The sequence below is a fragment of the Streptomyces sp. NPDC056734 genome (assembly GCF_042790455.1).
Classification (GTDB): domain Bacteria; phylum Actinomycetota; class Actinomycetes; order Streptomycetales; family Streptomycetaceae; genus Streptomyces.
In genome coordinates this window covers 214,867-240,464 of sequence record NZ_JBHTZD010000016.1, presented here as the reverse complement: position 1 = coordinate 240,464, position 25,598 = coordinate 214,867, and the positions used below count along the sequence as shown (strand labels likewise).

At 71.3% G+C, this 25,598-nt stretch carries 27 protein-coding genes; 10 read left to right on the top strand and 17 right to left on the bottom strand.

The genetic code is table 11. The annotated features are described in order from the left end of the window. Positions 1–75 precede the first annotated feature (75 nt). The 6 genes from ACFRFC_RS25060 (at position 76) to hpaD (ending at position 6,915) form a co-directional block, all read left to right on the top strand. On the top strand, positions 76–855 hold the full coding sequence (locus ACFRFC_RS25060; RefSeq protein ID WP_382689544.1) for a class II aldolase/adducin family protein: 780 nt from the start codon (positions 76–78) through the stop codon (positions 853–855). A gap of 9 nt (positions 856–864) precedes the next feature. Next, positions 865–1,890, top strand: coding sequence for a 2-dehydropantoate 2-reductase (locus tag ACFRFC_RS25055; protein WP_382689546.1), 1,026 nt, complete (start codon positions 865–867; stop codon positions 1,888–1,890). Further along, complete coding sequence (locus tag ACFRFC_RS25050; protein WP_382689548.1) at positions 1,890–3,362, top strand: fumarylacetoacetate hydrolase family protein; 1,473 nt, start codon at positions 1,890–1,892, stop codon at positions 3,360–3,362. Before ACFRFC_RS25055 ends, ACFRFC_RS25050 begins: the two co-directional genes overlap by 1 nt. Further along, the gene (dapA, locus tag ACFRFC_RS25045) at positions 3,346–4,281 is read left to right on the top strand and encodes a 4-hydroxy-tetrahydrodipicolinate synthase (protein ID WP_382689550.1); all 936 of its coding nucleotides are present in this window, start codon (positions 3,346–3,348) and stop codon (positions 4,279–4,281) included. Before ACFRFC_RS25050 ends, dapA begins: the two co-directional genes overlap by 17 nt. A 127-nt stretch (positions 4,282–4,408) precedes the next feature. Further along, entirely contained in the window at positions 4,409–5,890 is a 1,482-nt protein-coding gene (gene hpaE, locus ACFRFC_RS25040) for a 5-carboxymethyl-2-hydroxymuconate semialdehyde dehydrogenase (protein WP_382689552.1), read from the top strand. Then, complete coding sequence (gene hpaD / locus ACFRFC_RS25035) at positions 5,887–6,915, top strand: 3,4-dihydroxyphenylacetate 2,3-dioxygenase (protein ID WP_382689554.1); 1,029 nt, start codon at positions 5,887–5,889, stop codon at positions 6,913–6,915. The genes hpaE and hpaD overlap by 4 nt, the downstream gene beginning before the upstream one ends. 96 nt (positions 6,916–7,011) lie before the next feature. Here hpaD and ACFRFC_RS25030 read toward each other — a convergent pair whose 3' ends face one another. The 4 genes from ACFRFC_RS25030 to ACFRFC_RS25015 form a co-directional block, all read right to left on the bottom strand. Further along, positions 7,012–7,440: a heme-binding protein gene (locus ACFRFC_RS25030; protein WP_382689556.1), complete on the bottom strand. Its 429-nt coding sequence runs from the start codon at positions 7,438–7,440 to the stop codon at positions 7,012–7,014. 180 nt (positions 7,441–7,620) lie between these two features. Continuing rightward, a complete protein-coding gene (locus ACFRFC_RS25025) occupies positions 7,621–8,571 on the bottom strand; it encodes a hypothetical protein (RefSeq protein WP_382689558.1) in 951 nt (316 codons plus the stop codon). A gap of 17 nt (positions 8,572–8,588) precedes the next feature. Continuing rightward, positions 8,589–9,947: an MFS transporter gene (locus ACFRFC_RS25020; protein WP_382689560.1), complete on the bottom strand. Its 1,359-nt coding sequence runs from the start codon at positions 9,945–9,947 to the stop codon at positions 8,589–8,591. Positions 9,948–10,096: 149 nt separating this feature from the next. Beyond that, positions 10,097–10,915: a FadR/GntR family transcriptional regulator gene (locus ACFRFC_RS25015; protein ID WP_382689562.1), complete on the bottom strand. Its 819-nt coding sequence runs from the start codon at positions 10,913–10,915 to the stop codon at positions 10,097–10,099. 341 nt (positions 10,916–11,256) lie between these two features. Here ACFRFC_RS25015 and ACFRFC_RS25010 point away from each other — a divergent pair, with 341 nt between their 5' ends. Beyond that, positions 11,257–11,730 carry a nuclear transport factor 2 family protein gene (locus ACFRFC_RS25010; protein WP_382689564.1) on the top strand — a complete coding sequence of 158 codons (474 nt, stop codon included), beginning with the start codon at positions 11,257–11,259 and terminating at the stop codon, positions 11,728–11,730. Positions 11,731–11,810: 80 nt separating this feature from the next. Here the strand turns inward: ACFRFC_RS25010 and ACFRFC_RS25005 are convergent, their stop codons facing one another. From ACFRFC_RS25005 to ACFRFC_RS24980, 6 genes are all read right to left on the bottom strand, one after another. After that, positions 11,811–12,098, bottom strand: coding sequence for a carboxylesterase family protein (locus ACFRFC_RS25005; protein ID WP_382689566.1), 288 nt, complete (start codon positions 12,096–12,098; stop codon positions 11,811–11,813). 7 nt (positions 12,099–12,105) lie between these two features. Further along, complete coding sequence (locus ACFRFC_RS25000; RefSeq protein ID WP_382689568.1) at positions 12,106–12,294, bottom strand: hypothetical protein; 189 nt, start codon at positions 12,292–12,294, stop codon at positions 12,106–12,108. Then, complete coding sequence (locus ACFRFC_RS24995; RefSeq protein ID WP_382689584.1) at positions 12,291–12,548, bottom strand: carboxylesterase family protein; 258 nt, start codon at positions 12,546–12,548, stop codon at positions 12,291–12,293. Before ACFRFC_RS24995 ends, ACFRFC_RS25000 begins: the two co-directional genes overlap by 4 nt. Before the next feature lie 48 nt (positions 12,549–12,596). Next, positions 12,597–13,394 (bottom strand): FadR/GntR family transcriptional regulator, encoded by a 798-nt coding sequence (locus ACFRFC_RS24990; RefSeq protein WP_382689570.1) that lies wholly within the window; start codon positions 13,392–13,394, stop codon positions 12,597–12,599. Between the two features lie 125 nt (positions 13,395–13,519). Further along, positions 13,520–13,717: an alpha/beta fold hydrolase gene (locus ACFRFC_RS24985; protein WP_382689572.1), complete on the bottom strand. Its 198-nt coding sequence runs from the start codon at positions 13,715–13,717 to the stop codon at positions 13,520–13,522. Between the two features lie 103 nt (positions 13,718–13,820). Next, positions 13,821–14,768, bottom strand: coding sequence for an oxidoreductase (locus tag ACFRFC_RS24980; protein ID WP_382689574.1), 948 nt, complete (start codon positions 14,766–14,768; stop codon positions 13,821–13,823). A gap of 102 nt (positions 14,769–14,870) precedes the next feature. On the opposite strand from ACFRFC_RS24980, the gene ACFRFC_RS24975 reads away from it, so the two are divergent. Next, positions 14,871–15,479 (top strand): TetR/AcrR family transcriptional regulator, encoded by a 609-nt coding sequence (locus tag ACFRFC_RS24975; protein WP_383112654.1) that lies wholly within the window; start codon positions 14,871–14,873, stop codon positions 15,477–15,479. Between the two features lie 79 nt (positions 15,480–15,558). On the opposite strand, the gene ACFRFC_RS24970 is transcribed toward ACFRFC_RS24975, so the two are convergent. From ACFRFC_RS24970 to ACFRFC_RS24960, 3 genes are all read right to left on the bottom strand, one after another. Next, positions 15,559–15,780 carry a hypothetical protein gene (locus tag ACFRFC_RS24970; protein ID WP_382691534.1) on the bottom strand — a complete coding sequence of 74 codons (222 nt, stop codon included), beginning with the start codon at positions 15,778–15,780 and terminating at the stop codon, positions 15,559–15,561. 116 nt (positions 15,781–15,896) lie between these two features. Beyond that, positions 15,897–17,570: a glycosyltransferase gene (locus ACFRFC_RS24965; RefSeq protein WP_382691532.1), complete on the bottom strand. Its 1,674-nt coding sequence runs from the start codon at positions 17,568–17,570 to the stop codon at positions 15,897–15,899. A 141-nt stretch (positions 17,571–17,711) separates the two neighbouring features. Next, positions 17,712–19,109, bottom strand: a complete 1,398-nt coding sequence (locus ACFRFC_RS24960; RefSeq protein ID WP_382691530.1) for an MFS transporter — start codon at positions 19,107–19,109, stop codon at positions 17,712–17,714. A gap of 116 nt (positions 19,110–19,225) precedes the next feature. Here ACFRFC_RS24960 and ACFRFC_RS24955 point away from each other — a divergent pair, with 116 nt between their 5' ends. Next, positions 19,226–19,921, top strand: a complete 696-nt coding sequence (locus tag ACFRFC_RS24955; protein WP_382691528.1) for a TetR/AcrR family transcriptional regulator — start codon at positions 19,226–19,228, stop codon at positions 19,919–19,921. Between the two features lie 125 nt (positions 19,922–20,046). Beyond that, on the top strand, positions 20,047–20,823 hold the full coding sequence (locus ACFRFC_RS24950; protein ID WP_382691526.1) for a maleylpyruvate isomerase family mycothiol-dependent enzyme: 777 nt from the start codon (positions 20,047–20,049) through the stop codon (positions 20,821–20,823). A gap of 916 nt (positions 20,824–21,739) precedes the next feature. On the opposite strand, the gene ACFRFC_RS24945 is transcribed toward ACFRFC_RS24950, so the two are convergent. The 4 genes from ACFRFC_RS24945 to ACFRFC_RS24930 all read right to left on the bottom strand — a co-directional run bounded on the left by ACFRFC_RS24945 (position 21,740) and on the right by ACFRFC_RS24930 (position 25,474). Further along, a complete protein-coding gene (locus ACFRFC_RS24945; protein ID WP_382691524.1) occupies positions 21,740–21,967 on the bottom strand; it encodes a hypothetical protein in 228 nt (75 codons plus the stop codon). 159 nt (positions 21,968–22,126) lie between these two features. Beyond that, on the bottom strand, positions 22,127–23,053 hold the full coding sequence (locus ACFRFC_RS24940) for a transferase (protein WP_382691522.1): 927 nt from the start codon (positions 23,051–23,053) through the stop codon (positions 22,127–22,129). Beyond that, positions 23,050–24,315 carry a glycosyltransferase family 4 protein gene (locus ACFRFC_RS24935; RefSeq protein WP_382691520.1) on the bottom strand — a complete coding sequence of 422 codons (1,266 nt, stop codon included), beginning with the start codon at positions 24,313–24,315 and terminating at the stop codon, positions 23,050–23,052. The genes ACFRFC_RS24940 and ACFRFC_RS24935 overlap by 4 nt, the downstream gene beginning before the upstream one ends. Before the next feature lie 40 nt (positions 24,316–24,355). Next, the gene (locus ACFRFC_RS24930; RefSeq protein ID WP_382691518.1) at positions 24,356–25,474 is read right to left on the bottom strand and encodes a PP2C family protein-serine/threonine phosphatase; all 1,119 of its coding nucleotides are present in this window, start codon (positions 25,472–25,474) and stop codon (positions 24,356–24,358) included. Between the last annotated feature and the right edge of the window lie 124 nt (positions 25,475–25,598).

Sequence of the window (25,598 nt, the reverse complement as noted above, 5' to 3'; positions counted from 1 at the left end):
CCCAGGCCCCCACCCCACCCCGCCACCGCCCCGCCATCGCCCACCCCCACCCTCGCCCGACCCGAAGGAGCCACGGTGACTCTCGCGGCGCATCCGCCCGTCCCCCAGCCGCCCCCGTCCATGAGTGACGCCGAGTGGCAGGCCCGTCTGGAACTGGCCGCCTGCTACCGGATCTTCGACCATCTCGGCTGGGTCGAAATGATCTTCAACCACATCACGCTGCGCGTCCCCGGAGAGGACGGCAGCCTGCTCATCAACCCGTTCGGCCTGATGTACCACGAGGTCACGGCGTCGAACCTGGTGAAGATCGACTACGAGGGCCGGATCCTGTCCGACTCCCCGTGGCCGGTGAACGAGGCCGGGCTGCTGATCCACACCGCGCTGCACGCCGCCCGTACCGACGCCCACTGCGTCATGCACACCCACACCACCGCCGGTACCGCCGTCGCCTGTCTCGCCGACGGCCTCGACCCGGACAACTTCTACTCGGCCCAACTGCACGACATGGTCGCCTACCACGACTTCGAGGGCATCACCGTCAACCCCGGCGAGCGGGAACGGCTGGTCAGCGACCTGGGTGAGCGCAATCTGATGATCCTGCGCAACCACGGGCTGCTGGCGCTCGGCCCCACCCTGCCGGCCGCGTTCTCCGCCCTGTGGACGCTTCAGCGTGCCTGCGAGATCCAGCTGGCCGCGGCGTCCGCCGGGCAGCCGCTGGCCAAGGTGAGCCACGAGGCCGCGGTCCAGTCGACCCAGGAGTCGTTCCAGATGGGCGACCGCACCGGCGCCGGACGCACGCTGTTCGAGGCGCTGCGCCGCAAGATCGACCGTATCGACCCGTCCTACCAGAGCTGAGGGATGTCCGTGAAGATCACGATTGTGGGGCCGGGAGCCGTCGGCGCGACCCTGGCCGCCTCCTTCCTCCCGTCCGGTGCCCAGGTGTCCCTGCTGGGTGCCCCGGGCACCCACCTCGACGCGATCGAGGAGCACGGCCTGCTGCTGCGCACGGGCGGGCAGGAGGTACGGCACCGGCTGGCCGCCTCCGCCGACCCCGCGCGGCTGGACGAGCCGGACCTGGTGGTCATCTGCGTCAAGACGCAGGATCTGCCCGGCGCCGTCGCCTCCGTGCACCCCTGGATCGCGGCGGGCGCCGATCTGCTGGTCGTGGCCAACGGCGTGCCCTGGTGGCTGCTGGCGACCGTCGAGAACGCCCCCGGCGACCAGGTGATCCGCGCGGTGGACCCCGAGGGGCAGTTGCTCGAACTGCTGCCGCCGTCGCGGGTCCTGGCCGGCGTCGCGCACTTCAGCAGTTCCGTCCCGGCACCCGGCGAGGTCGCCCACACCGGCGGCGACCTGCTGATCCTCGGTGAGCCGCTGGGCGGCACCAGCGAGCGCGCCGAGAAGTACGCCAAGGCGCTGTCGCAGGGTCCGGTGCGGGCCGAGCTGAACACCGACATCCGCACCGCGATCTGGGAGAAGCTGCTCGGCAACGTCAACCTCAACCCGGTGAGCGCGCTGACCGAGGCCACCGTGATCGACATCCTGGACACGCCGGCCGTACGGGACCTGTGCGCGACGATCTTCACGGAGGCCGCCGAGGTGGGGGCCAGGCTGGGTGTTCCGACGGCCATGACGGCGGAGGAGCGTCTCGACGTGGCCCGCCGGCTGGGTGCCTTCCGTACCTCGATGCTCCAGGACTCCGACCGTGGCCGGCCCTTGGAGACGGACGCCATCCTCGGCGCGGTCAGGGAACTGGCCCGCCGTACCGGAGTGCCCAGCCCGGGCATGGACGCCGTGGACGGCCTGCTGTCGCTGCGCGAACGCATGCGGCACGGCGAGACGGGGCGGGGCGGCCCGGAGCAGGGCTCCGCAAACAGGGCGCGCGGCTGATGGGGCACCCGCTCGGCACCACGCCATCGAAGATCATCGCCCTGCATCTGAACTATCCGAGCCGGGTGGCGGAGCGGGGCCGGGTTCCGGCGCAGCCGTCGTACTTCCTGAAGCCCCCGTCGTCGCTGGCGGGTTCCGGGGAGCCGCTGGTGCGCCCCGAGGGGTGTGACCTCATGGCGTTCGAGGGGGAGATCGCCCTGGTGATCGGCGCGCCGGCACACCGCGTGGCCCCCGAGGACGGATGGCGGCACGTCGCGTACGTCACCGCCGCGAACGACGCGGGGGTGTACGACCTGCGGTACGCGGACCGGGGCTCGAACCTGCGGTCCAAGGGCGCCGACGGGTTCACGCCGATCGGGCCCAGGCTGCTGGACGCGCGGACGCTCGACCCGGCGGGGCTGCGGCTGCGGACCTGGGTCAATGGGCAACTGGTGCAGGACGACACGACGGACACCCTGCTGTTCCCCTTCGGACAGCTGGTGGCGGACCTGTCCCGGCTGGTCACGCTGGAGGAGGGCGATGTCATCCTCACCGGCACCCCCGCGGGGGCGTCGGTGGTGGTTCCCGGGGACATCGTCGAGGTCGAGGTCGGCGACGGCACCGTGTCCACCGGCCGTCTGCGCAGTGAGGTGGTGCGGGGCGAGGCGCTGGACCCGTACGGGGCGATGCCGAGGGCGACCCCCGCGGAGCGGGAGGCGGCGTGGGGTGCGGCGTTCACGCCGAAGCCGCTGCTGGACAAGCGGATCGCGGACGGCCTGCGGTCGGTGTCGGTGGCCACGCTCAGTGCCCAGCTACGGGCCAGGCACGGGCTGCCGCACATGTCGATCGACGGGGTCCGCCCCACCCAGCCGGGCCGGTCCATGGTCGGGGTGGCCCACACCCTGCGGTATCTGCCGCTGCGCGAGGACCTGTTCAAGCGGGTCGGCGGCGGGATGAACGCGCAGAAACGCGCGATCGAGGAACTCGGTCCCGGGCAGGTGCTGGTGATGGACGCCCGCCGGGACACCACGGCCGGAACGCTCGGTGACATCCTCGCGCTGCGGGCGCTCCAGCGGGGTGCGGCGGGTGTGGTCACCGACGGTTCGATCCGTGACAGCGCGCTGATCGCGGCGCTCGACCTGCCGGTGTACCGCGGGGGTGAGCATCCCTCGGTGCTGGGCCGGCGGCATGTGCCGTGGGACACGGGGGTGCCCATCGCCTGTGGGGGCGCCCTGGTCCAGCCGGGCGACCTGCTGGTCGGTGACAGTGACGGCGTGGTCGTGGTGCCGCCCGAGCTGGCCGAGGAACTGATCGCCGACAGCCAGGAACAGGAGCGGCAGGAGCGGTTCGTCACCGAGCAGGTGTACGCGGGGCAGAGCATCGACGGTCTCTACCCGCTGGGCCCGGCCTGGCGTGAGGCGTACCGGCAGTGGTGCGCCCGGCAGGACACCACACGCAATCATGGTCAAGGAGTGGATGATGAAGTTTCGTAGTGATCCGGCGTCGGTGCGTGGGTCGATCGCCCCGGTGGTGACGCCGTTCGGCGAGGACGGGGCGGTCGATCACGAGAGTCTGCGGGCCCTGGTCCGGTTCCAGCTGGAGTCGGGTTCGCACGGGGTGTCGCTGGGCGGGTCGACGGGTGAGCCCAGCGCGCAGAGCACGGCCGAGCGGATCGCCGCGATGCGGACGGTGTCTCAGGAGATCGCCGACCGGGTGCCGTTCCTGCCCGGGACCGGGTCGCACAAGCTGGACGAGACCCTGGAGCTGACGGCCGCCGCCCGCGAGCTGGGGGCGGACGCCGCACTGGTCATCACCCCCTACTACGCGCGCCCCACCCAGGAGGCGCTCTACCAGTGGTACGCGACGGTGGCACGGGAGTTTCCCGATCTGCCGATCGTGGCCTACAACGTGCCCTCGCGGACGGCGGTCGACATCTCCCCCGAGACGGTGAAGCGGCTGTTCACCGAGTTCGACAATTTCGTCGGGGTGAAGGAGACGACGAAGGACTTCGAGCACTTCTCCCGGGTGCTGCACGCGTGCGGGCGGGAGCTGCTGGTGTGGTCCGGCATCGAGCTGCTGTGCCTGCCGCTGCTCGCGCTGGGCGGTGCCGGGTTCGTCAGCGCGGTCGCCAACATCGCCCCGGGGCCGGTGGCCCGGATGTACGAGTTGTGGGAGGCCGGTGACTTCGACGCGGCCCGGGATCTGCACTACCGGCTGCACCCGCTGGTGGATCTGCTGTTCGTGGAGACCAACCCGGCACCCGTCAAGTGGCTCCTGCACCAGCAGGGCCGGATCGCCTCCGCCCATGTGCGGCCCCCGCTGACCGGCCCCACCGACGCCGGGATCGCCAAGATCCGCGCCCTGCTGGCCGAGGGCGGCGACCTCACTCCCCAGCTCGCCCCGGTCCCGTAGCTCCCCCGGCTCACCCAGATCCCCGGTCCCCCGGCTCACCCGCCTCACCCAGATCCCCCGGTCCCCCGGCTCTCCCGGACCGGCGCGGGTCCCGTAGATCGATCCGACGTTTGAAAGGCCCCTTGTCATGCGACCCACTGGTCTTCCCGACGCCATCCGGCACTGGATCGGCGGCACCCTGCTGGACTCCGCCGACGGGCGCACCTTCGAGGTGGCCGACCCGGTCAGCAACACCGCCTATGCGCGTGCGGCCGCCGGTGCCGCCGCCGATGTGGACCGTGCGGTGGCCGCCGCACGGGCGGCGTTCCCCGCGTGGGCGGGGCTGTCCAGCCGGCAGCGGGCCACCGTCCTGCACCGGGTCGCGGACGCGATCGAGGCCCGCCATGAGCAGCTGGCGGAGTTCGAGTCGTTCGACTCCGGTCTGCCGATCACCCAGGCGCGGGGACAGGCCCGGCGGGCGGCGGAGAACTTCCGCTACTTCGCCGATGTGATCGTCGCCCTCGGCGAGGAAGCGTTCCGCCAGGGCGAGGAACAGATCAGCTACGTCGTGCGCTCCCCCGCCGGCGTAGCTGGTCTGATCACCCCGTGGAACACCCCGTTCATGCTGGAGAGCTGGAAGCTCGCCCCGGCGCTCGCCGCGGGCTGCACCCTGGTCCTGAAGCCGGCGGAGTGGACACCGCTGTCGGCGTCGCTGTGGCCGGACATCTTCGCCGAGGCGGGGGTTCCCGCCGGGGTGGTCAACATCGTGCACGGCATCGGCGAAGAGGCCGGGCAGGCTCTCGTCGACCACCCGGAGGTGCCGCTGATCTCCTTCACCGGCTCCACCGACACCGGCCGCCACATCATCCGTTCGTCCGCCCAGCACCTCAAGACCACCTCCATGGAGCTGGGTGGCAAGTCGCCGGTGGTGGTGTTCGCCGACGCCGATCTCGACGCGGCCCTCGACTCGGTGCTGTTCGGGGTGTTCTCCCTCAACGGCGAACGCTGCACCGCCGGCTCGCGCGTGCTCATCGAACGTCCCGTCTACGAGGAGTTCGCCCGGCGCCTCGCCGAGCGCGCCGCGGCCGTCCGCGTCGGACCCCCCTCGGACCCGGCCACGGAGGTGGGCGCGCTCGTCCATCCCGAGCACTACGCCCGGGTCATGCACTACGTCGAGCTGGGCAGGAAGGAGGGCCGTCTGCTGGCGGGCGGCACCCGGCCCGAGCACCTGAGTGAGGGCAACTACCTCCAGCCCACGGTGTTCGCCGATGTCTCCCGGGACGCCCGGATCTTCCAGGAGGAGATCTTCGGTCCGGTCGTCGCCCTCGCGCCCTTCGACACCGAGGACGAGGCGATCGACCTGGCCAACGCCACCCAGTTCGGCCTGGCCGCGTACATCTGGACCAGCAATCTCAGCCGCGGGCACCGCATCGCGCACGCCGTCGAGTCCGGCATGCTCTGGATCAATTCCCACAACGTCCGTGATCTGCGCACTCCGTTCGGCGGGGTCAAGGCGTCCGGGGTGGGCCGGGAAGGCGGCGCCCACAGCATCGACTTCTACACCGAATCGAAGATCGTGCATGTCGCCCTGACGGACGTACACACTCCCCGCTTCGGAGCCCGGTCATGACGGCACCCACCCCCTCGACGGGAGCCCACCCCGACGCCCCCGATGTCGTCCGCTCGGCCTACGCCCAGCTCGCCGTGACCGACCTGGGTGCGGCCCGCTGGTTCTGGGTCGAGATGCTCGGCTTCCATGTCCAGCACGAGGACTCCGACGCCCTCTATCTGCGCGGCACCGACGAACTCACCCATCACTCCCTGGTCCTGCGCCAGGGGCCGGTGGCGGCGCTCGACCATCTCGCCTACCGCGTCCGCACCCCCGAGGACGTCGACAAGGCCGAGCGGTACTTCACCGGTCTGGGCTGCCCGGTGCGCCGGACACCCGCCGGGCAGGGCACCCACGCGGTCGGGGACGCCGTCCGGGTCATCGACCCGCTCGGCTTCCCCATCGAGTTCTTCCACCACATCGAGCGCGGCGAGCGCCTCATCCAGCGCTACGACCTGCGCCGCGGCGCCGAGATCGCCCGTCTCGACCACTTCAACATCTGCACCCCCGACATCCCCGCCGCCTACACCCACTACAAGTCACTGGGTTTCGGCTGCTCCGAGACCATCGAGGGCGACGAGCACGAGCTGTACGCGGCCTGGATGTACCGCAAACAGACCGTCCACGACGTCGCCTTCACCGGCGGCGCCGGGCCCCGGCTGCACCATCTCGGCGTCGCCACCCATGAGTCCCACCAGGTTCTGCGGATGGCCGACATCCTCGGCGCGCTCCGCAAGGAGCACCACATCGAACGCGGCCCCGGCCGCCATGGTGTCTCCAACGCCTTCTATCTCTACCTGCGCGACCCCGACGGTCACCGCGTCGAGATCTACACCTCCGACTACTACACCGGCGACCCCGACCACGAGACCTACCGCTGGAGCGTGCACGACGACCGCCGGCGCGACTTCTGGGGCAACGCGGTCATCGAGTCCTGGTACAAGGAAGCCAGTCCGGTCCTGGATCTGGCCGGCACCCTCCAGCCCGTCACGGACACCCTTCTCGACGAGTCCGCCGTACGGGTCGGCGCCGACGGACTGGGCTGAGCGAGCGACCCGGCGGACGGCTGTCCGCAGGCACCCGAAGGGGGCCGGAGTACACACTCCGGCCCCCTTCGTCGATGCGTGGGGCGCCCCCGCGGCTCAGCCGCCGTCCGCGGTGAGGCCGGCGGTCTCGATGCCGTGGACCGCGCACGCCTCGTCCTTGTCGGGGTGGTCGCCGCTGATGCCCACGGCGCCGATGACCCGGCCCTCGCCGTCGCGGATCAGTACGCCGCCGGGCACCGGAGCGATCCGGCCGTCGGAGATGGCGGTGAGCGCGGTGAAGAACTCCGGTGCGTCGGCGGCCCGCTTGGCGAGGTTGCGTCCGCCCGCCCCCATCCCCAGCGCGCCCCACGCCTTGGCCTCGGCGATCTTCGGCCGGAGGATCCCGCTGCCGTCCTGCCGCTGGAGAGCCACCAGGTGGCCACCCGCGTCCAGGACCGCCACGGTCAGCGGCCTGGCGCCCAGGGTGTGCCCGTGCGCCAGCGCGGCGTCGACGATCCGGGCGGCGTCGTTGAGTTGAAGGTACATGTTCTCGTTTCCGTTCCTTGTGCTGCTCGTACGTGGTCCTGCATGTCCCGCGTGGTTCCTCGCGGTGTCCGGTCCTGTCCTGTCCTGTCTGGTTTGGTCCGCTTCAGCCGACAGCGGCGTGCACGGCACCGATGGGGGTGGTGCCGTGCACGCCGCGTGAGCCGGTCGGCCCCAGAGATATCAGACCCGCTGCCCGGGCCGCTCCACGGTCGGCTGCTCCGGGAGGGTGTCCGGAAGAGTGTGTCCCGGGATCTCCTCCAGGTCGTACTCGTCGGACTCGGCCGGCGGGATGACCACCGGCGGCAGTCCGATGAGGAAGATCTCCAGCTGCTGCGTGGCGGTCATCCGCAGGGTCTCGCCCGGATCGGCCTGGATCGCGGCCAGTTCGGACACGGCCTGGCCCTCGGCGGTGCCCTCACCCGAGCGCACCACCAGCAGGCGGCGGGCCCGGGGGTCGGTCGAGGTCCAGGTGGCGCCCTTGGCGACGCGGACCATCTCGATCCAGACACCCCGCTCGGAGTAGGACCCCATGAACTTGTTCTCGACGCCCTGGGCGCCGTCCACGGGCAGCCAGTTGAACCGCTTGATGTCCGCGATCTGCACGTTCTTGTAGCGCGGCCGGGGGTACTTGAGCCGCTCGCCGAAGACATGCTCCCAGATGGTGTTCAGGCCCCACTGCACCTTGCCGTCCGGCCGGTGGTAGTAGGGGCCGACGAACTTCCCTCCTGTCTCCAGCAGTTCGTCCCACGCCTTGCGGCGCTGCTCGATGCTCATGAAGCCGTAGCCGGAGGAGCCGCCGAACTGGAGGACCATCGACAGGCGCTCGCCCGGGGCGGCCTTGCCCAGCGGGTCGTCCTGCGGCCCGTAGGACAGCCCTTCCGGGAAGTAGCCGACCTGGCCCACCTCCAGGACCTGGCCCCGGCCGATGCTCATCGAACCCACGATCGGCAGCCGGATCTGCTCGAAGTTGTGCCGGTGGCGGGGCATCGCGAAGTCGGCGTCCTGCCGGCCCAGCACGTACATGAAGTTCTCGCGGGACTCGGGATCGCCCTTGAGCATGTGCTGGAACGCGATGGCTCCGGTGGGGTGGTCCTTCTTCCAGTTGCTCTCGTCGAAGGGAACGATCTTCATGAGGTTTCTCCAGACACTCAGGACGTGACAGTCTTGTCGAGGGGGACCTGTACGGGGGTCCGCGCCTCGGCGATGTGCCGTCGGGTCAGGCTGAACGCGAACAGCACCAGTCCGCAGATCAGTGAGGCACTTCCCGCCACCAGGAACATGGTCGCGGGGGACGCCCCGTCGGCGAGCAGCTTGGCTCCGATCATCGGGCCGATGATGCCGCCGAAGCGGCCGGCGCCGATGGACCAGCCCACACCGGTGGCCCGCAGCCGGGTCTCGTAGAAGATCGCGCACAGGGAGACCGTGCACAGCTGGGCGCCGATGGCGCCGAGACCGGCCACGAAGGTGACGAGCAGCAGCAGTCCGCCGGAGCCGTCGGCCCAGCCGATGAGGGCGATGAAGACCGCGCCGACCGCGTAGGCCCCGCCGATCAGCAGGGCGGGCCTGGCGAGCCGGTCGGCGATCCGGCTGATCACCAGACAGCCGATCACGCCGCCGAGGTTGAGCGCGGACACGGCCAGCAGGGCGTTGCTCATCCCGGCACCGGCCGCGATGGTGGGCAGCCAGACGGTCAGGAAGTACGCCATCAGCAGGGTGAAGAACATGGCGGCCCACAGCAGCAGGGTGCCGCTCGCCCGGCCCTGCCGGAACAGGTCGACCATGGGCGACTTGGGGGCACTGGAGTGGCTGGCGTCCTCCACCGCCGTCGCGGGGTCGATGCCGAGCCGGTCCAGGACCTTGGCCGCGCCGGCGGTGTCGCCGCGGACCTGGAGGAAGCGGGCGGACTCGGGGAGCTTGGCGAAGGCCAGCACCAGGACCAGCAGCGGCACCACGCCGCCCACGTAGAAGAGGCTCTCCCAGCCGTAGGCCGGGATCATCCACGCGGCGAGCAGACCGCCGATCACGGCGCCCATGGGGAAGCCGCACCACATCATGCCGACGATGGTGGCCCTGGACTTGGCCGGAGCGTACTCCGACGCCAGGGAGACGATGCCGGGCACCGCGGCGCCCAGGCCGATCCCGGTGACGAAGCGCAGTATCTCCAGGGATTCCATCGAGGTGGCGAGGGCCGGGGTCAGAAGGGTGAGGAGGGCGAACTCCAGGACGCCGAACAGCACCAGCGGCCGGCGGCCCACCTTGTCACCGATCACTCCGGCGACCATCGCGCCGAGCAGCCCGCCGAGCAGGCCGATGCTGAAGATGGTGCCGAAGTCATGCGGGTCGACATGCCACTCGGCGCCGATCGCGGGGGCGGCGAGGGAGATCGCCTGGGTGTCGAACCCGTCCAGGAGGGCCACCGAGGCACACAGGGCGATGACCATCGCCACGCCGCGGGTGCTGCCTCTGCTGGGGATCGCTGAATCCTCATTGATTCGTTGGCGGGACATGGGTCTCCTCGGTCAAATGTCAGGTCCTGCTGAGTGGTGTTCCTCCTGAGGGCCGCGGAGCGGGGTGCCGCTGCACGACCTTCACGGTCCGGTGCGCTGCGAGCCTGTGGCGGCAGGGCGGCGCTGCGGTCGGTGTGACGGTCAGCCGGTCACCGGGTGGTAGCGGTGGACCCGGTGTTCATCAGGGATGCGATGAGCTGGGAGAACTGGGGGTTGGTGATCGTGACCCCGTCGGTGCGGGGGCGGGCGGTGACCACTTCCAGTGCCCGGGAGTGATAGGCCCGTACCATGGCCGCCGCCCGAGCGCCGTCCCGGGCCTCGACGGCCTCCACGACGGCGATGCGGTAGGCGTGCAGGGCGCCCGTGTTGCGTTGCCAGTCGGCGAGGCTGGGTCCCCCGGAGATGGCGAAGGCGAGTTCCACCTGCACCTCGGAGAAGAACCGGCACAGCGTCGACAGCAGGTCGTTTCGCGAGAGGCCGGACAGCCGGTTGAGGAACTCCCTCAGATCGGCGGCCGTCTCCCCCACGTCGGTCACCACGGCGAGCTTCTCCGCGGCCGACCGCAGCGCGGCGATCTCCTCGTCGGAGGCGTCGGCGGCGCCGGTCTCCACGGCGCGCGCGTTCAGCACCCCGAGCAGATCGAGCACCTCGGGGGCGCCCACCTGCTTCAGCTGGATCGCGGAGGCCATCGACTCGGCGACCATCCGGTCCGCCGACGCGGTCACGAACGAGCCACTGCCGTGGCGCACACTGACCAGGCCCATGGTCGTCAGGGCCCGCACGGCCTCACGGACCGTGGCACCGCTGACCCCGTAGTGTTCGGCGAGTTCGCGTTCCGCCGGCAGCCGTGACCCGTCGGTCAGGGTGCCGGACAGGATCTGATGGCGCAGGTCTTCCATGATCCGGTCGGCGACCCGGCCACGGTCGAATCTCCGGAACTTCGGTTCGTTGTTCATGTCATCCGTCATGGGTGCATCCTCCGTGGTCGGCCACGGGCGCCGACGGGTCGGGTCGCCCGGTGTGCGACTGGGGCTCGGGAGGGCCGCGGGTGTGCGGCACGCCCGTCCGCAGCAGCACACATGGGTGCCGGCCGGCGGGTGAAGGGTGTGCGGGTGGTGGAGCCTGGCGGGGCTCCGGGCATTGGTTGTCGGGCGGCTCAGCCTGTAACGTGGCTCAGACTAAGTCACTAGGTGACTTAGGGTCAATGCTCCGGCCGGAATGTTCTCCGGACCACTCCTGCGGTGCCCTCGCCGATACCGTGCACCGCATCCGGCCCACCTCAGGGCAGTACCAGAAGGGACGACCGACCATGGTTCTCACCCCGCCCGATCCCCACCTCGGCACCTCCGCCGCACCCGCCGACGCCGTGCACCACGGCATCGGCTCGCTGATGACCCGCTTCGGTGCCGCGATCGACGGCAAGCAGGCGCAGGAGGTCGCCGCGCTGTTCACCGACGACTGTTCCTTCTCTCCCCCGACGGGTGAGGCGCTGCGGGGCCGGGCGGCGGTGGCGGAGTTCTACGAGGGCCGGTTCGCCGACCTGCGGCGGCGGACCTGCCACACCTGGGCCAATCTCCAGGTGTTTCCCGAGAGTGCGGACCGGGCCCGGTCCGAGGCGGTCATGACCACCTACGCCTTCGAGCCCTCGGTGTCCGAGACCCATGTACAGCTGCGGGTGGGCAGGGTGCACGGCCGGTGCGAGCAGGGCTCGGACGGCATATGGCGCTTCGCGGAGCACAGCTTCGAGATGGCCTTCCCGCTCAGCATCCCGCTGAAGGACTGACCGGCGGATGCCCGGCGGTGCGGCATGGCCCGCCGGGCACCGGCTCCCGGAAGCCGGCAGTGACGGCGCGCCCCGGAGGTTCAGTGGGTCCCGGCCGTGGCGCGCAGCTCGTGGATCGGCTCGGTGACCGGATCGGCCTCCAGTGGCCGACTGCGTGTCTCCGCGTCCAGGACCGTCACCTGCGGCGCGGTCGCGTCGGCGGCCGGCCAGGGGGTGCCGTCCGGGCTGCTCGGTACCCCGGTGCGGGCGAACTCCGTCCAGGCGTGGAGCATCGTGTCCGACACCCGTTCGTCCTGCTCGTCGTAGCCCTGGCCGTCGTCGATGTGCCCGAAGACGTAGGGGATGTCGGAGCGGTGGGAGGCGAGCATGCCCGACTCACGGCGAGAGCCGGTCGAACCGGTAGGCGTACGAGGTGCGGCCCAGGCCGGTGAATCGCCGGTACGAGGCGAAGGCGGGCTCGGTCCACACAGCGGCGGTGACCACCTGCGCCAACGCCTCGCAGGGACCGCCGGTGAGCTGGGCGAGGATGGCGTCGGCGTACTTTCCGCCGACGACGGCCGTCATGTTCTCCAGGGTGGTGGGCGGGCAGATCCCGCCGGAGTGGGCGGCGCAGGGCGGCCTGCCGTGGGGACGGGGCGGGACTCCGTGGGCGCCGGGCGGCCCGCTGTCGCGGCCGGTCCGAACCCGGCAGCGTCCCGCACGCCTTGCCAAGGGGCGGGCGGCTGCGGCGACGCCCACCGCAGCTCCCCCACCGGTAGGGCGGCATAGGGCACCCCCCGGAAACGGCGTACCCCGCGCCGCTCATTGCCCTGGAGGATGCCTTGTCCACGCGGACCTGGCTCGTGATCACACTCCGGCGAAGGACTCTAGGGACCGAGGTGCTTCTGATCCGCGGACAGTTGTGAGACGAGCCGGGCGAAATCGGTGTCGGTGAGCCGGAAGGACTTCGACCGTGACGCGGTGTCGATCAGATCGCGCATGCGGTCGGAGTAGTTCTCCAGGCACTTGACGGCGCGCTCCGCGTCCCGGGCCTCCAGCGCGGCCACGAGGGCCATCCTGTCGTCCCGGAGCGGGCCCGCCGCCTTCTTCCATGCGGCGGGCTTCCTGGTGCCCAGCTCAAGCGCGAGCCGCACCTGGACGTCGATGAGGAACCCGCACAGCGCGTCCAGCAGCGGGTTGTGGCCGATGGCCGCCAGTCTGCGCAGGAAGACGCTCAGGTTCTCGGCGGACTCCTCCGGGCCGGGGGCGAGCAGGTGCTCCGCGCTCTCGCGGAGCTGGGCGAGGTCTTCGTCCGAGGCGTGGGTGACGCCGAGCGCCGTCGCGTGGGACAGCAGTGCGGCGAGGACACCCAGGACGTCGGCGACCCCCAGTTTGTCCAGTTGGATGACGGAGGCCAGGGACAGGGCGGTCAGATTGCCGCTGCGGGCCGTCACGAAGGCGCCGCGCCCCTGCTTCGAGGTGACCAGACCCATGGCGGTGAGCGCCCGGATCGACTCGCGGACCGTCTGCCCGCTCACTCCGTACTCGGCGGCCAGGTCCCGCTCCGCCGGCAGTCTGGTGCCGTGGGGAAGAGCGCTGCTCAGAATCCGGTCACGCAGATCCTCGTAGATCAGATCCGAGACCCTCTCGCGGGCGAACTTCCTGGCCCCGGCATCCGCACTCATGCCGCCAAGCTATTCCTCTAGAGACCTAGTGTCAAAGTAACTGACGACCTGCGGGCTCCCCGCACACCGGATCGCTGCGCGGCCAGAACCACCGTGGGCGATTCCGCCAGAGGCATCATGGGCGATCAGCGGTGGTCGGCGAAGAACGCGCGGATGTCGTCGAGCAGCAGGTCAGGGGCCTCCATCGCGGTGAAGTGGCCGCCGCGGTCGAAGTCGGACCAGCGCACCACGTTGTTGGCCTTCTCCTCGACGAACCGGCCCTGTGGGTGGGGCTGGTGGGCATCCCCTTCACCGTGCACGAGCCACCCGGACTCATCACCCACGTCCAGGCCCTCGCCGCCCGCCGGGCCCAGGGGGTTCCGCGCGCCGGCGACCGCTGACGACCGCTGACGGCCGCCCGCCGGGGGAAGGGCGGGCGCTGTGCGCTCAGGTTCCGGTGGTCGTGGCCGGCTGCGGGAAGGTGACGCCGGTCAGCTCCTCGGAGACCGTCCACAGGCGCCGGGCCGTCGCGGGGTCGCTGGCCGCCGGGGAGCGGCCGACGAGGGTCGGGTTGCCGCGCACCTCGCCGCGGCCGTCCGGGCCGACATAGCTCGCGCCGGGGAGGTCCTGGACGGCGGCGTACAGGGTCGGCAGTGCTCCGGCCCTGCTGTCCTGGGCCACGACCCGCATGACCGCGCGGCTCAGGGCGCTGCCGTCATGGCGCTGGAGGTTCGTGACGGCCCAGCCGGGGTGGGCGGCCAGGGCGCGCACGGGTGAGTGCGCGGCGGCGAGGCGGCGCTGGAGTTCCAGTGTGAACAGCAGGTTGGCCAGCTTGGACTGGCTGTACGCCTTCCTGGGCCGGTACTCGCCGGTGAGGCTGAGGTTGCCGAAGTGGATGTGCGGGGTGCCCGGCTTCTTGTGCGCCTCGGACGACACGGTCACCACGCGGTCGGTGATGTGCGGCAGGAGCAGGTTGGTCAGGGCGAAGTGGCCCAGGTGGTTGGTGCCGAACTGTGTCTCGAAGCCGTCCTTGGTGCGGGACTCCGGGGTGTTCATGACCCCGGCGTTGTTGATGAGCAGGTCCAGGTCGCCTCGCCAGGCGGCGGCGAACTCCCGCACGGAGGTGAGGTCGGCAAGGTCGAGCCGGCGTACCTCCACACTGCCGTCGACGCCCGCGGCGGCGGCCTCGCCGCGTTCGGGGTCCCGTACCGCGAGCACCACATGGGCGCCCGCGGCGGCCAGCGCGTCGACGGTGGCGATGCCGATGCCGCTGTTGCCGCCGGTGACGACGGCGGTGCGACCGCGCTGGTCCGGGATATCGGTGCGGGTCCACTTGCCGGGTGCGGCACTGGTTGCGGTAGCGGTAGCCGATGCGGCACGGGGTGCAGTAGTCATGGGCCCCGATTGTGGGCGACGCCCACATTGTTGTCAATGACAGCAATGGAGGCGCGGGTCAACAATGTGGGCGTTGCGAACATGGCCGATACACTGGCCCCCATGCCGACCCGCCCACGCCCCTATCACCACGGAGATCTACGCGCCGCGCTGCTGGCCCGCGCCGAGGAGACGCTCCGGGAAAGGGGTTCCGCCGCCCTGTCGCTGCGCGAACTCGCCCGCGACCTCGGGGTCAGCCACAACGCGCCGAACCGACACTTCAAGGAGCGCCAAGCGCTGCTGGACGCACTCGCGCTGGTCGGCTACGAGCGGATGACCGAGGCCATGCTCGCGTCGCAGGAGGGCGCCGGGGAATCGTGCCGCAAGAAGCTGGAGGCGGTGGTCCGCGCGTATGTGGGCTTCAGCCTGGACAATGCCGCGCTGCTCGACCTGATGTGCTCGGTCAAGCACGACGCGCACGCGTCCGCCGCGCTACTGGAGGCCAGTAAGCGCTGGTCCGAGCTGATCGAGGCCCTGATGCGGGAGGGCCAGCGTCAGGGTGAGGTGCGCGAGGGACCCCTTGAGTGGATCGGCGTCCCGGTCTTCGCGACACTGCACGGCTTCGCCGACCTGGCCGCGACCGGCATGATCGCCCCGGAGGTCGCGGAACGCGGGCTGGACGAGGTGATCGCGTTCATCCTGCGGGGCTGCGCGCCGGACGGCCGCGACTGAGCCGGCGTCCGCTCCGCCCCGGATCCGGGGCGGAGCGGACGCCGGCGGGGAACACCACCACTACCGCCGCCGACGCCCGTCAGGAAAGCTGCCCCGGCCCACGGTTACCCTCTCGTCGCCAGGTGTCGGCCGGGGGTTCCGGCTCCCGGTGGGAGAGCGCGAAGTGGAACACCCAGGTGCCGATGATGAACAGCAGCACGGCGAGAACCAGCGCATAGACCGGGTCGATCAGGGCGACCAGGATCACCAGGGCCACGGCGATGAGCACGGCGAGGGCCATCTTGCGGAGCAGGGCGAGCACGGAGGGGGCCTCTCGATGGGCGGTCGTTGCCTGCCTGGACGCGCCTGCGGGCAGCCCGGTTGCACGCGCCACTGCCCCTGGCGGCCAAGGGGCCCCGCCCCCACGCCCCACCACCTCTACCGCCGCATCCACCCGTCGGCGCGGCGGGCCGCGGCGCGGATGTTGCGTTTCACGCCGCGCGGGAGGCGTCGCACCACCGTGCGGTAGCCCTGGCGGACGCGGTGGTCGGCGGCGGTCCGCAGCAGGAGGCGGCGGGTGGTGCCGATCCGGTCGGGGCCGCTGACGGCGAGTTCGAACTGGCCGCCGGGCCCGGTCCAGGCCGGGGTGACCAGACGCGGTGGTACGCCGACCGCGACGGTGCCCAGCGAGATACGCGTACGGCCCCGGGTGGGGACCAGCCGGGGGCGGCGGCCGATACCCAGCAACTGGGCACCGACCCAGACCTGGTGGGTGCCGGGGGTCATGGGCCCGGCACCGGTGAGAGTCAGCGGGTCGATGACCGTCTCCCCGGCGACCACGACCCGGTGGCGGCCACCGCCGAGCGCTTCCAGTTCTGGTGCCAGCTCCCCGTCGGGGAACCACCATTGGTTCTTGGCGGTGTCATGGACGATGAGTTCGCCGTAGGCGTGCGAGAAGGGGTCGGGGACCTCCCAGCCCTCGGCTCCCTCGATGCCGTCGAGGAGTTCGGGGTCGAGGAGCATCCGTCCGCCGCGCTCGACGAGGGTCAGCGGGCGGCCGTCGGCGCGGATCATGCCGATCCGGGTCCGGATCACCAGCCTGTCGTTCCGCCAGCGCATGTCGTCCACCTCGACATGCGGCTTGATCCGCTCGGTGCGGCGGGCGAGTTCGATCAGGGAGTCCAGCCGGTCCTGCACGAGCAGCTCCGCACGTAACCGGCTGAGCGCCGGGAGCCCGTCACGTACCCCCGGCGGGTAGCTCGTCATCGCCATCCTGCGGACGGTGGTGAAGTACTCCTCCAGATCCTTCCCGGTCCGCCGGAGCACCCGTGGCTCGCTCACCGGCCGCAGCAGCTCCACTCGGAACGAGCGGCGCAGCAGCCGGTCCTGGAGGTCGCCGGGCTGGGTGCCCTCCTTGATCGCTTCCACCACCTTGTCCAGGTGGCCGTAGTAGTCGTCGGCGGTGACGCGGCGGCTGCTGTTGTTGCCGCCGTCCTCGCGCCGGTTCCACTGGTAGCAGGGGTAGTCGCCGAGAATCGACACCGTCTTCGCGCGCACGTAGGCGCGGGCCATGAACAGCTGGTCCTCCAGCCTGACCCGGCCCTCCGGGAAGCGGATCCCGTGCTCCCGCAGGAAATCCCGGCGGAACATCTTGTGCGGTGTCAGGCTCTCGAACAGGGGTGCGTCGGCGGCGGTGCACCGCTCGACCGTCCGCTTGAAGACATTGCTGGGCCCCTGCATCGTCCCGTGGATCTTGCCCAGCACGATGTCGGAGCCGTTGCGATCCCCCAGGGCGAAGAGCCGTTCCAGCGCCTCGTACGACAACTCGTCGTCCTGGTCCACGAACTGGACGTACTTCCCCCTGGCCCGGTCGACCCCCACATTGCGCGGCTTGCCCGGCCAGCCGGAGTTCTCCTGCTCGTAGACCCGGACGTGCGTGTGCGCGTCGGCCAGCCGTCGGAGGCGCTCGGCCGAATCGTCCGTCGACCCGTCATCGACGTACACGACCTCGTACGCGTCGGCCCCGAGGCTCTGGTTGACGAGCGAGGGGGCGCAACGCTCGATGTAGGAACCGGCGTTGTAGATCGGCACGACGACGCTTACCTTGATCAAAATTCTCCTCCATGGGACAAGTGCTGTTGCCGTACCAGACACTTGCTGTTGGGGAGAAGTTGTACGGCCCTTGGTGCACATCAGACGAAACGCGCCACAGCCCTTTGCCGTCACGGGTCCGGCGGACAGTCACCGTGCGTCTCATGGGGCGGGGCGTGGGACGCGGCGTGGGTGGATGAGGGCGACGGTGGTGAGGACGGCGGTGAACGCGAGCAGACCGGCGGCCGTGAGGACGGCGCGTGTGCCGTCGGTGACCTCCTGGCCGCCGGTCCCGGTGCCGCCGTAGCGGGCGAACACCGCGCCCAGCGCGGCGGTGCCGACGCCGGCTCCGAGGGAGGCGAGGGTGGAGACGGTCCCGGCGACCATGCCGATCCGCTCGGGTGCGGTGACCCGGACCGCCACGGCCATGACGGGGGCGCCGGCGAGTCCGCCGCCGGCGCCCCAGGCCAGCAGCGGGAGCACCAGTGCCCACCAGGGTGTGCCGGGTGAGATCAGCAGGGCCAGGGCGATGAGGCCGAGGCCCTTGAGTGCGTAGCCGGATCCGATCACCAGGCCGGGGGCCAGGTGGCTGAGGAGCCTGGAACCGGCCATGCCCGCGGCGATCTGTGCGAGGAAGATCGGTGTCATGAGCAGACCTGCGGCGGTCGGGCTCAGATTCAGGCCGTCCGACAGGTACAGCACCAGGTAGACCGAGGCGCCGATGGTCAGGACGCGGGAGAGCAGGACGGCCAGCATCGCGCCGCTGAACGCGGGCCGGGTGAACATCCGCAGTTCCAGCGTCGGCGTCGGCACGCGGAGCTGGAGGGCCAGGAAGGCGGTCAGCGCCAGGCAGGAGGAAAGCAGGACGGCGGTGTCCTGAACGGCCCAGGGTTCGTCGCCCGTACGGAGCATGAGCAGGGTCGCCGTGCCGAGGCCGAGCAGCAGACCACCCGCCCAGTCCGGGCGCCCCGTTGAGGGTGCGGGGGTGGTGTGCGGAAGCACGCGGGCGGCCAGCGCCCAGGCCGCTGTGCCGAGCGGGATGTTGATCGCGAAGACCGCCCGCCAGCCGAAGGCATCGATCAGCAGGCCGCCGACGGTCGGGGCCAGGAGTCCGGCCGCGGTCGCGAAGGACCCCCATGCGCCGATGGCGAGGTTGCGCTCCTCGCCGGTGTAGCGGTCCGAGAGCAGCGGAATGCCGTTCACCATGATCACTGCGGCTCCGCAGCCCTGGACCACCCTGGCCGCGTTCAGCCACCACAGGTCGGGCGCCAGTGCCGCGGCCAGGGAGGCCAGGGTGAACACGGCGATCCCCGCCAGGAACAGCGGCCGGCGCCCCCACCGGTCCGAGAGGCTTCCGGCCACCTGGGTGAGCGCCCCCATCGCGACCATGTAGGTCACCACCACCGACTCCGCCGACGCCCCGTCCGCGGCGTCGGCGCTGATCTGCGGGAGTCCGAGGGCGACGATCGTGAGGTCGATGACGACCAGCCCCGTGGAGGCCATCACCAGGACGAGGACGCCGCTGGGCGGAGGGAATCGGCGGGACTTCGGGGCTGCCATGTGGGCGTGACCTCCAGGTACTTGCGGACGGTGACGCCAGCCTGGGGGCACCCGACGCTAAAAGTCAACATGCGTGAAGTTTAAGGGGCGGTTCAAGGGGCCCGTAGGCTGGCGCCATGCCTGCCGCTTCCCGCCGCCGTCCCACCACCCGCAAGGGCCGCCCCGTCCTCACCCGGGAAGCCATCGCCGCCAAGGCGCTGGAGATGGCCGGCGCGCAGGGCTTCCGCTCGCTCACCATGCGCGCGCTCGCCACCGAGCTCGGGGTGACGGTGCGGGCGCTGTACAACTACGTCGAGGACCGCCAGGACGTCGTGGACCTCGCCCTCGGGCTCATGCTCGACTCCTGGAACCCGCCGCCCCTGCGCGCCGCGGACTGGGAAAGGTCCCTCGCCGGGTACGCGGGCTCGCTGCGCGAGCTGTACCGGCGCTGGCCGCGCGCCCTGCTGGTCTCCCTCGACGAGGACACGCCCCCCGCCGCCGTCCACCCCAACCGGCTGCTCCACCTGGACCGTTTCCTAGCGTTCCTGCACAGCGTCGGTCTCGATCTCCCCACAGCCCTGGAGGTGCATCGCCATCTCTCCTTGCTCGTGCTGTCCTTCGCCCTCCTGGTCGACCACCCCGCCGAGCAGGCCGCGCCGGGCCGTAGTGCCGTCGTGCCAGAAACCTGGCTGACGGCCCACTGCGAGCTGGACATCCCCGTCCTGCGCCGGGCCGCCGCGCTGCCCGTCCCCAGTGCGGACACACAGTTCGACCAGCTCGTCGCCGCCGTGATCACACAGGTCCGCGGCCAGGTGGGCGGCGCGTCCACGTAGGCGGGGTGTCCTGCGGTGGCCGATGGTCGACGCGGGACCAGGGCGCGCGGCGCGTGCCTCCCGGTGGCCGTGTCCGCCGCAAAGATCGACGTCCGATGGTCGGAGCGCGGTGATAGACAGTCAGCATGGCCAATACTCTGGAGTTCCCCGTTCTGCTGGGGCTGATCAGCGAACGGTCGGTCGCGTTCCGGGGCGCGGTCGCGTCCGCGTCCGGCCTCGATGTGCGGGTGCCGTCCTGTCCCGAGTGGACGCTGTTCGATCTGGTGCGGCATCTGGGCAAGGTGCACCGCTGCTGGGCCGCCGCCGTGGCCGCGGGGCCTGCCTCGGCTCCCCCGGACGAGACGGCTCTGGAAGGCATCCTGGCTGTCTCCCGGGAGCGCGAGGCCCTGCTGGCCTGGTCGGCCGAGGCCACGGAGCAACTACTGTGCGCGCTACGGGAGTCCGGACCGGATCGCGGCTGCTGGACCTGGTGGGGAGGGTCGCAGTCACCGCAGACCTGCGGTGCCGTCGCCCGGCACCAGCTCCAGGAAGTCGCGGTGCACACCTACGACGCCCAGCTCACCCTGGGCGCCCCGCAGCCGTTGCCGGACGAGGCGGCGCTCGACGGTGTCGAGGAGTTCCTGTCCACCAGTTGCTCGTGGACCGCCCCTTGGCCGCATAAACCCGCCGCCGTCGATTTTCACGCCACCGAGGGCCGCTCCTGGCGCCTCTCGCTCCGCGCCGAAGGCACCCGGACCAGCCGTCTCCCCCACTCTCCCGGGACCCTGCCCGCCGTCTCCGCCCGGGGTACGGCCGGTGAGCTGGTCCTCGCCCTGTACGGCCGGATTCCGGTGGACTCCTTGCGGGTCGACGGCGACCGACGGGTCTTTGACCGGCTCCTGGCCCGGGACCCGGATCGGTAGACGGCCCGCCGCCCACCGCTTCGACCGACCGTCCGGTGGCGCCGCCCCCACCCCCGGCACCGGCCGGTCGGCTTCCCGGTACGTGGTCCAGGTCCATGTCCGTGACGGTGTCCCAGGCCGGTTCGGCCACCAGGAGGCTCAGTTGCCGGTCGCGGAGATCGATGTCGAGGACGTACCGGAAGCCGGCGGCCGCAGCTGCCCCGGCGGAGGAGTGGTCGCGGAGGCGCCCGGCGGCGCGGCGTTCCACTCGGATGATGACATCGCCGGCCGGCGCGCGCAGGCGCAGGCGCAGGCGGGCGGTGAAGCGTGCCCGGGAATCCACGGCGATCTGCCAGGAGCCGGGGATGTCCAGCGCAGTGTGATCTCCGTCGTGCCGTCCACTCTGATCACGGCTGTACGGTGTCATCCCACTGTTCGTCGGGGACCCCGCCGACGGCGCCTCGTCGACCACACCAGGCATGGCTGCCAGCGCCGGCTCGACCTCGGCCGGACAGACGTTCTCGCCGCCGCTGATGACCAGGTCCTTGAGCCGATCGACGATGTAGAGGTAGCCGTCCTCGTCCAGGTGGCCGATGTCGCCCGAGTGGAACAGGCCCTCCTCGTCGGATGCCGCGCGGTTGGCCTCCGGGTTGTTCCAGTGACCCGAGATGACGTTGGGACCACGGACGACGAGTTCCCAGGGATGTGTTGGTGGCCGCGTCGACCACGCGGACCTCGGTGAAGAGCATGGGGATGCCCGCGGAACCGATCTCGTCCAGGGTGCGCCCGCCGGGCAGATGCGCGACGGCGGCGGCCGGGTTGAGGTCGACCCGCAGGCCCGACTTGGGTGGGTGTGGGGTCGTGGCTCCGGCGGCGAAGGGCCGGGGGCACGAGCGGCTCCCCGTTGGGCGGCGTACTCGTCCGCGACCGGGCGTCCCTACGCCGCGGCCCCCGCACCCGCCTCACCCGGGTCGCCCAGCGGCTGGGTCAGGGTGTCCTCCGCGCTCGCCCGGCGTCCCGGCTCCGTCTCGTCCAGCTCCCAGTGGTGGCGGCACTCGTCGCACCGGTACTCCACCGGCCCCACGTCGATCGTCAGCACCGCCCCGTACGGGCAGGCGCTGCCGTCGCCACGCCCCGCGCACTCCTGCTCCTGTGTGTCCCCCACGGGTCCGACGATGCGCCGTACCCGCAGGATCGGGGCAGAGTGCGTGCAGGGCGCACAGGCGCTCATACCGGGCAACACGCCCCAGCACCCGCCAGTAGCCCCACGAGACGCCCCGGCCCTCCGTTTCCCATCCCGCCACCGGGATGCCGCACAGCCCGGTCAGCCGCCGGTGATCTCCACCGCGAGATCGTTGTCGACCGTGTAGTAGGGGCGGGCCTCCAGCGCGTCCAGTGTCGAGGCCGGGTAGACGAACACCTTCTTGCGGTCGGCGACGTCGTCCAGGAGCCGGGCCGTACGGACCAGGAGTGTGTCCGCGGACGGGCGGACGAAGACGTCCCACAGGCCGGGTCCGGCGGTGCCAGGTGCTTCGAGCAGGTCCTGGTAGGGGGCGGTGAAGGAGAAGGTGTGGGCGTACTGGGCCGTCAGCTCCGCCTCCCGTACGGGGCCGCCCTTTCCGCGGCGGCGCAGCACGGCCACCGCTCCGGCGCCCAGGTCGGTACCGAAGAGCCGGCCCTGTACCGACATCGCGGCATCGGTCACGTGGACGCGGTCCACCTCCGCGTGCGCCGTGCGCAGCCAGGTACGCAGGGCGAGGTAGCCGTCCAGCGTGACGTACGGGATACGGACCGCCAGCGGTGACGGGGTCGTGCCGGGAGCGCGGCCGGTCACGAGGGCGCGCAGATCGCGGACGCCGGGGAGGAGCCGTTGGCGGGAGGTGTCGGCCGGGTCGGTGGCGGCGGGGAGGAGGTAGGGGTCCCATCGGCCCTCCTCCAGGGTGGGCTCCGGTCCGATGGTCGTCTGCCAGTGGCCGGGGTCGGCGGCCGGTTCCAGGTCGAACACGTGCTTGATCTGCTCGGGTCGGCCCTTCGGGGGGCGCAGACGCAGCAGCAGCCGGGGGCGGGAGGTCATGGTCGCGGGCGTGACGGGGGTGGTGATGCGCAGGGCAATACGGCCGTCGCCGTCCACCGTGCAGTGGGCGCGGGGACGCACGGTCCCGGCGGCGGGTCGCTGACCGGACGGCCGTACGCTCCGGGCGCTCGCGCCACTCTCGCCACTCTGGGCGCTCTCGCCGCGGTCCGTGCTCATCGCCTTGCCTTCCGTACGGTCCTCAGGATGGCGCTGGCGGCCGAGTACGCGGCGTCGCGGGCCGCGTAGCCGCCGGCCACGAGTGTGCCGTCGATGCCGGTGGTGTGCGTGGCGGGCGGACGGTCCGCCGCTCTCGCCGAGGTCAGGGCGCCGAAGAGGTCTTCCGCCTGGGCCACGATCGGGCCGGGGGCGTAGCGTTCGGAGTTCTTCAGTGCCGCGCGTCCCATCCGGCGGCGCGTCTCGTCGTCCCGTACGAGTGCGAGCAGGGCGGCGGAGAGGGCCGCGCGGTCGCCGACGGGCACCAGCGTGCCGTCCTCGCCGTCCGTGATGATCTCGGCCGGGCCGTGCGGGCAGTCGGTGCTGACGACGGGGAGTCCGCAGCGCATCGCCTCGACGAGGGTCATGCCGAAGGGCTCGAAGCTCGATGTCGCCGCGGCGATCGAGGCTTTGGCCCACTCGGCCTCCATGGGGATCGCGACGCCCATGAGGAACACGTTGTTGTACAGGCCGAGTTCCTCGATGAGCCGTCTCAGCCGGTCGTGTTCGTCGCCCTTGCCGTAGATCCGCAGCTGCCAGTGGGGATGTTCGGCCGCCACGGCCGCGAACGCCTCGATGAGCAGGTCGTACCGTTTCACGGGGACCAGCCGGCCGGCGGCGGCCACGACGGGGGCCGTGCCGTCCGAGGGCGGGAGCGAGGGGTCGGGGACGCTGTTGGGCAGCGCCTCCACGCGGACGCCCGGCAGTCGCATCTTCCTGCGGTACGCGGTGGCGTCGGCATGGGTGACGGTGGTCAGTGCGTCCAGGCGCGGATACGTCCGGCGCAGCACACGGCGGAGTCTGGGCGGGTGGTTGTCGAGGGTGAGGTGTTCCTGTCCCACCCGCACGGTCCTGGTGGGCGCCTGAAGCGCGAGGTGCACATTGAGGCCCGGCCGCGTCCCCACCACGACATCGGCGTCCGTCGCCGCCAGGAACTCCCCGATCCGCTGATCGGTCAGGGCGCTGTACTGGCGGTAGCGGTACTCGTAGGTGGGGAACACCTTCGCCGGTGTGAGATGGAGCGGGTGCTGCCGCTCGGACCGCAGGTCGACGAGGGGGCGCAGCCGTACCCGCGGGTGCGTGGGGACGTTCGGGTGCTCGCGGTGCCGGAGGGCCGAGACGATTTCCACCTCATGCCGTTCGGCCAGCGCGCCGGCCAGGTTGTTCGTGGTGGTGATGGTCCCTCCGATCCCGTAGGCGTTGTGAATGAGGAAAGAAATCTTCATGTGAGTGAAGATTGGTTTGCTCACCGATGCGTTGCCTGCGTTACGGGGACTTGCGGGACTTGAGGGACTTGGGCGTCAGGACGAGCATCGTGGCGTCGTCGCCGATCTCGCCGCAGTACTCCAGCAGGTCGGCCCACACCCGCGCGGTCAGCACGGCCGGGTCCTCGCCGTCGAACGCCCGCAGCCGCTGCGCGAGCGGGTAGTAGTCGCCGGAAGCGTTCCTGGCCTCCCACACCCCGTCGGAGGCCAGGAACAGCCGGTCGCCCGGTCCCAGTCCCAGGGTGATCTCCTTGGGCGGGTCGCCCCCGAACCGGCCGATGCCCAGCGGAATCCCCGGGGTGACGGTGATCTCGCGGGCCTGTCCGTCCCGCAGCAGTACGGGCGGCGGATGGCCGCGCACCACGATCCGCACCGAGCGGACATCGGCGGAGAACTCCATCAGTACGGCGGTGGCGAACATCTCGGAGTCGCGCGCACCCGACGAGTCCACCGTCAGCCTGCGGTCCATCCGCGCCGCGACCCCCGCGAGGTCCGGCTGGTCGAGCACCGCCTCCCGGAAGGCACCCAGCAGCGACACCACGGTGGGGACCGTGGCCAGTCCATGGCCCTGCACATCGGCCATCACGGCCCGCACCCCGTACGGGCCCTCTCGCACGTCGAAGAAGTCCCCGCCGACCAGTGTCCCGTGCTGGGCGGCCCGGTACAGCCCGGAACAGCCGATGTCCCCGACCCGGTCCGGCAGCGGCGGTGCCACCGCATGCTGCACGGCCTCCGCGACCGTCCGTTCGGTGACCAGCTGAGCGTCCCGGTGACTGCGCACATAGGACACGAACACACTCAGTAGCACGACGAACACGAGGGTGAGCAGATCGGTGTTCCCCGGCTGGTTGAGATGCGTCCTCGGCACGTTCATCACGGTCACCACGAGGGCGCCCATCACCCCGGTGGCCAGCGGACCGTAGCTCAGCACGGTGAGCGGCGGGATGGCTCCCAGCAGGAAGCCGATGTCCAGCGCGTCACGGCTGATCAGCGTGGCCGCGGTCACCCCCACGAACAGGGCGACGGGCAGCACCCGCACCCAGCGTGGCGGCTCCGCTCCCCGCAGCCAGCCCCGCTCGTCCCCGCGCCGCCGCGCCGGCCGACCGCGGATCGTTGCCATACACCCACGCTACGCCCGGCATCATCGCCCGGCGCCGCGCCGATGCGGGCCGGCCCCGGCAGTGGGAGAGCACCGGCACCACGGACGACGTCACGCTCCGCATGGAGGCTGGGGCGGAGCGTGA

Excerpts from the sequence above, each read along its gene's own strand:
- ACFRFC_RS25030 (WP_382689556.1), bottom strand. The coding sequence starts at position 7,440 with ATGTACCTTCAACTCAACGACGCCGCCCGGATCGTCGACGCCGCGCTG.
- hpaD (WP_382689554.1), top strand. The coding sequence starts at position 5,887 with ATGACGGCACCCACCCCCTCGACGGGAGCCCACCCCGACGCCCCCGAT.
- ACFRFC_RS25020 (WP_382689560.1), bottom strand. The coding sequence starts at position 9,947 with ATGTCCCGCCAACGAATCAATGAGGATTCAGCGATCCCCAGCAGAGGC.
- ACFRFC_RS25005 (WP_382689566.1), bottom strand. The coding sequence starts at position 12,098 with ATGCTCGCCTCCCACCGCTCCGACATCCCCTACGTCTTCGGGCACATC.
- ACFRFC_RS24960 (WP_382691530.1), bottom strand. The coding sequence starts at position 19,109 with ATGGCAGCCCCGAAGTCCCGCCGATTCCCTCCGCCCAGCGGCGTCCTC.
- ACFRFC_RS25010 (WP_382689564.1), top strand. The coding sequence starts at position 11,257 with ATGGTTCTCACCCCGCCCGATCCCCACCTCGGCACCTCCGCCGCACCC.
- dapA (WP_382689550.1), top strand. The coding sequence starts at position 3,346 with ATGATGAAGTTTCGTAGTGATCCGGCGTCGGTGCGTGGGTCGATCGCC.
- ACFRFC_RS24950 (WP_382691526.1), top strand. The coding sequence starts at position 20,047 with ATGGCCAATACTCTGGAGTTCCCCGTTCTGCTGGGGCTGATCAGCGAA.
- ACFRFC_RS25000 (WP_382689568.1), bottom strand. The coding sequence starts at position 12,294 with ATGACGGCCGTCGTCGGCGGAAAGTACGCCGACGCCATCCTCGCCCAG.
- ACFRFC_RS25015 (WP_382689562.1), bottom strand. The coding sequence starts at position 10,915 with ATGACGGATGACATGAACAACGAACCGAAGTTCCGGAGATTCGACCGT.
- ACFRFC_RS24935 (WP_382691520.1), bottom strand. The coding sequence starts at position 24,315 with ATGAAGATTTCTTTCCTCATTCACAACGCCTACGGGATCGGAGGGACC.
- ACFRFC_RS25025 (WP_382689558.1), bottom strand. The coding sequence starts at position 8,571 with ATGAAGATCGTTCCCTTCGACGAGAGCAACTGGAAGAAGGACCACCCC.
- ACFRFC_RS24955 (WP_382691528.1), top strand. The coding sequence starts at position 19,226 with ATGCCTGCCGCTTCCCGCCGCCGTCCCACCACCCGCAAGGGCCGCCCC.
- ACFRFC_RS24980 (WP_382689574.1), bottom strand. The coding sequence starts at position 14,768 with ATGACTACTGCACCCCGTGCCGCATCGGCTACCGCTACCGCAACCAGT.
- ACFRFC_RS25050 (WP_382689548.1), top strand. The coding sequence starts at position 1,890 with ATGGGGCACCCGCTCGGCACCACGCCATCGAAGATCATCGCCCTGCAT.
- ACFRFC_RS24940 (WP_382691522.1), bottom strand. The coding sequence starts at position 23,053 with ATGAGCACGGACCGCGGCGAGAGCGCCCAGAGTGGCGAGAGTGGCGCG.
- ACFRFC_RS24990 (WP_382689570.1), bottom strand. The coding sequence starts at position 13,394 with ATGAGTGCGGATGCCGGGGCCAGGAAGTTCGCCCGCGAGAGGGTCTCG.
- hpaE (WP_382689552.1), top strand. The coding sequence starts at position 4,409 with ATGCGACCCACTGGTCTTCCCGACGCCATCCGGCACTGGATCGGCGGC.
- ACFRFC_RS24975 (WP_383112654.1), top strand. The coding sequence starts at position 14,871 with ATGCCGACCCGCCCACGCCCCTATCACCACGGAGATCTACGCGCCGCG.
- ACFRFC_RS24930 (WP_382691518.1), bottom strand. The coding sequence starts at position 25,474 with ATGGCAACGATCCGCGGTCGGCCGGCGCGGCGGCGCGGGGACGAGCGG.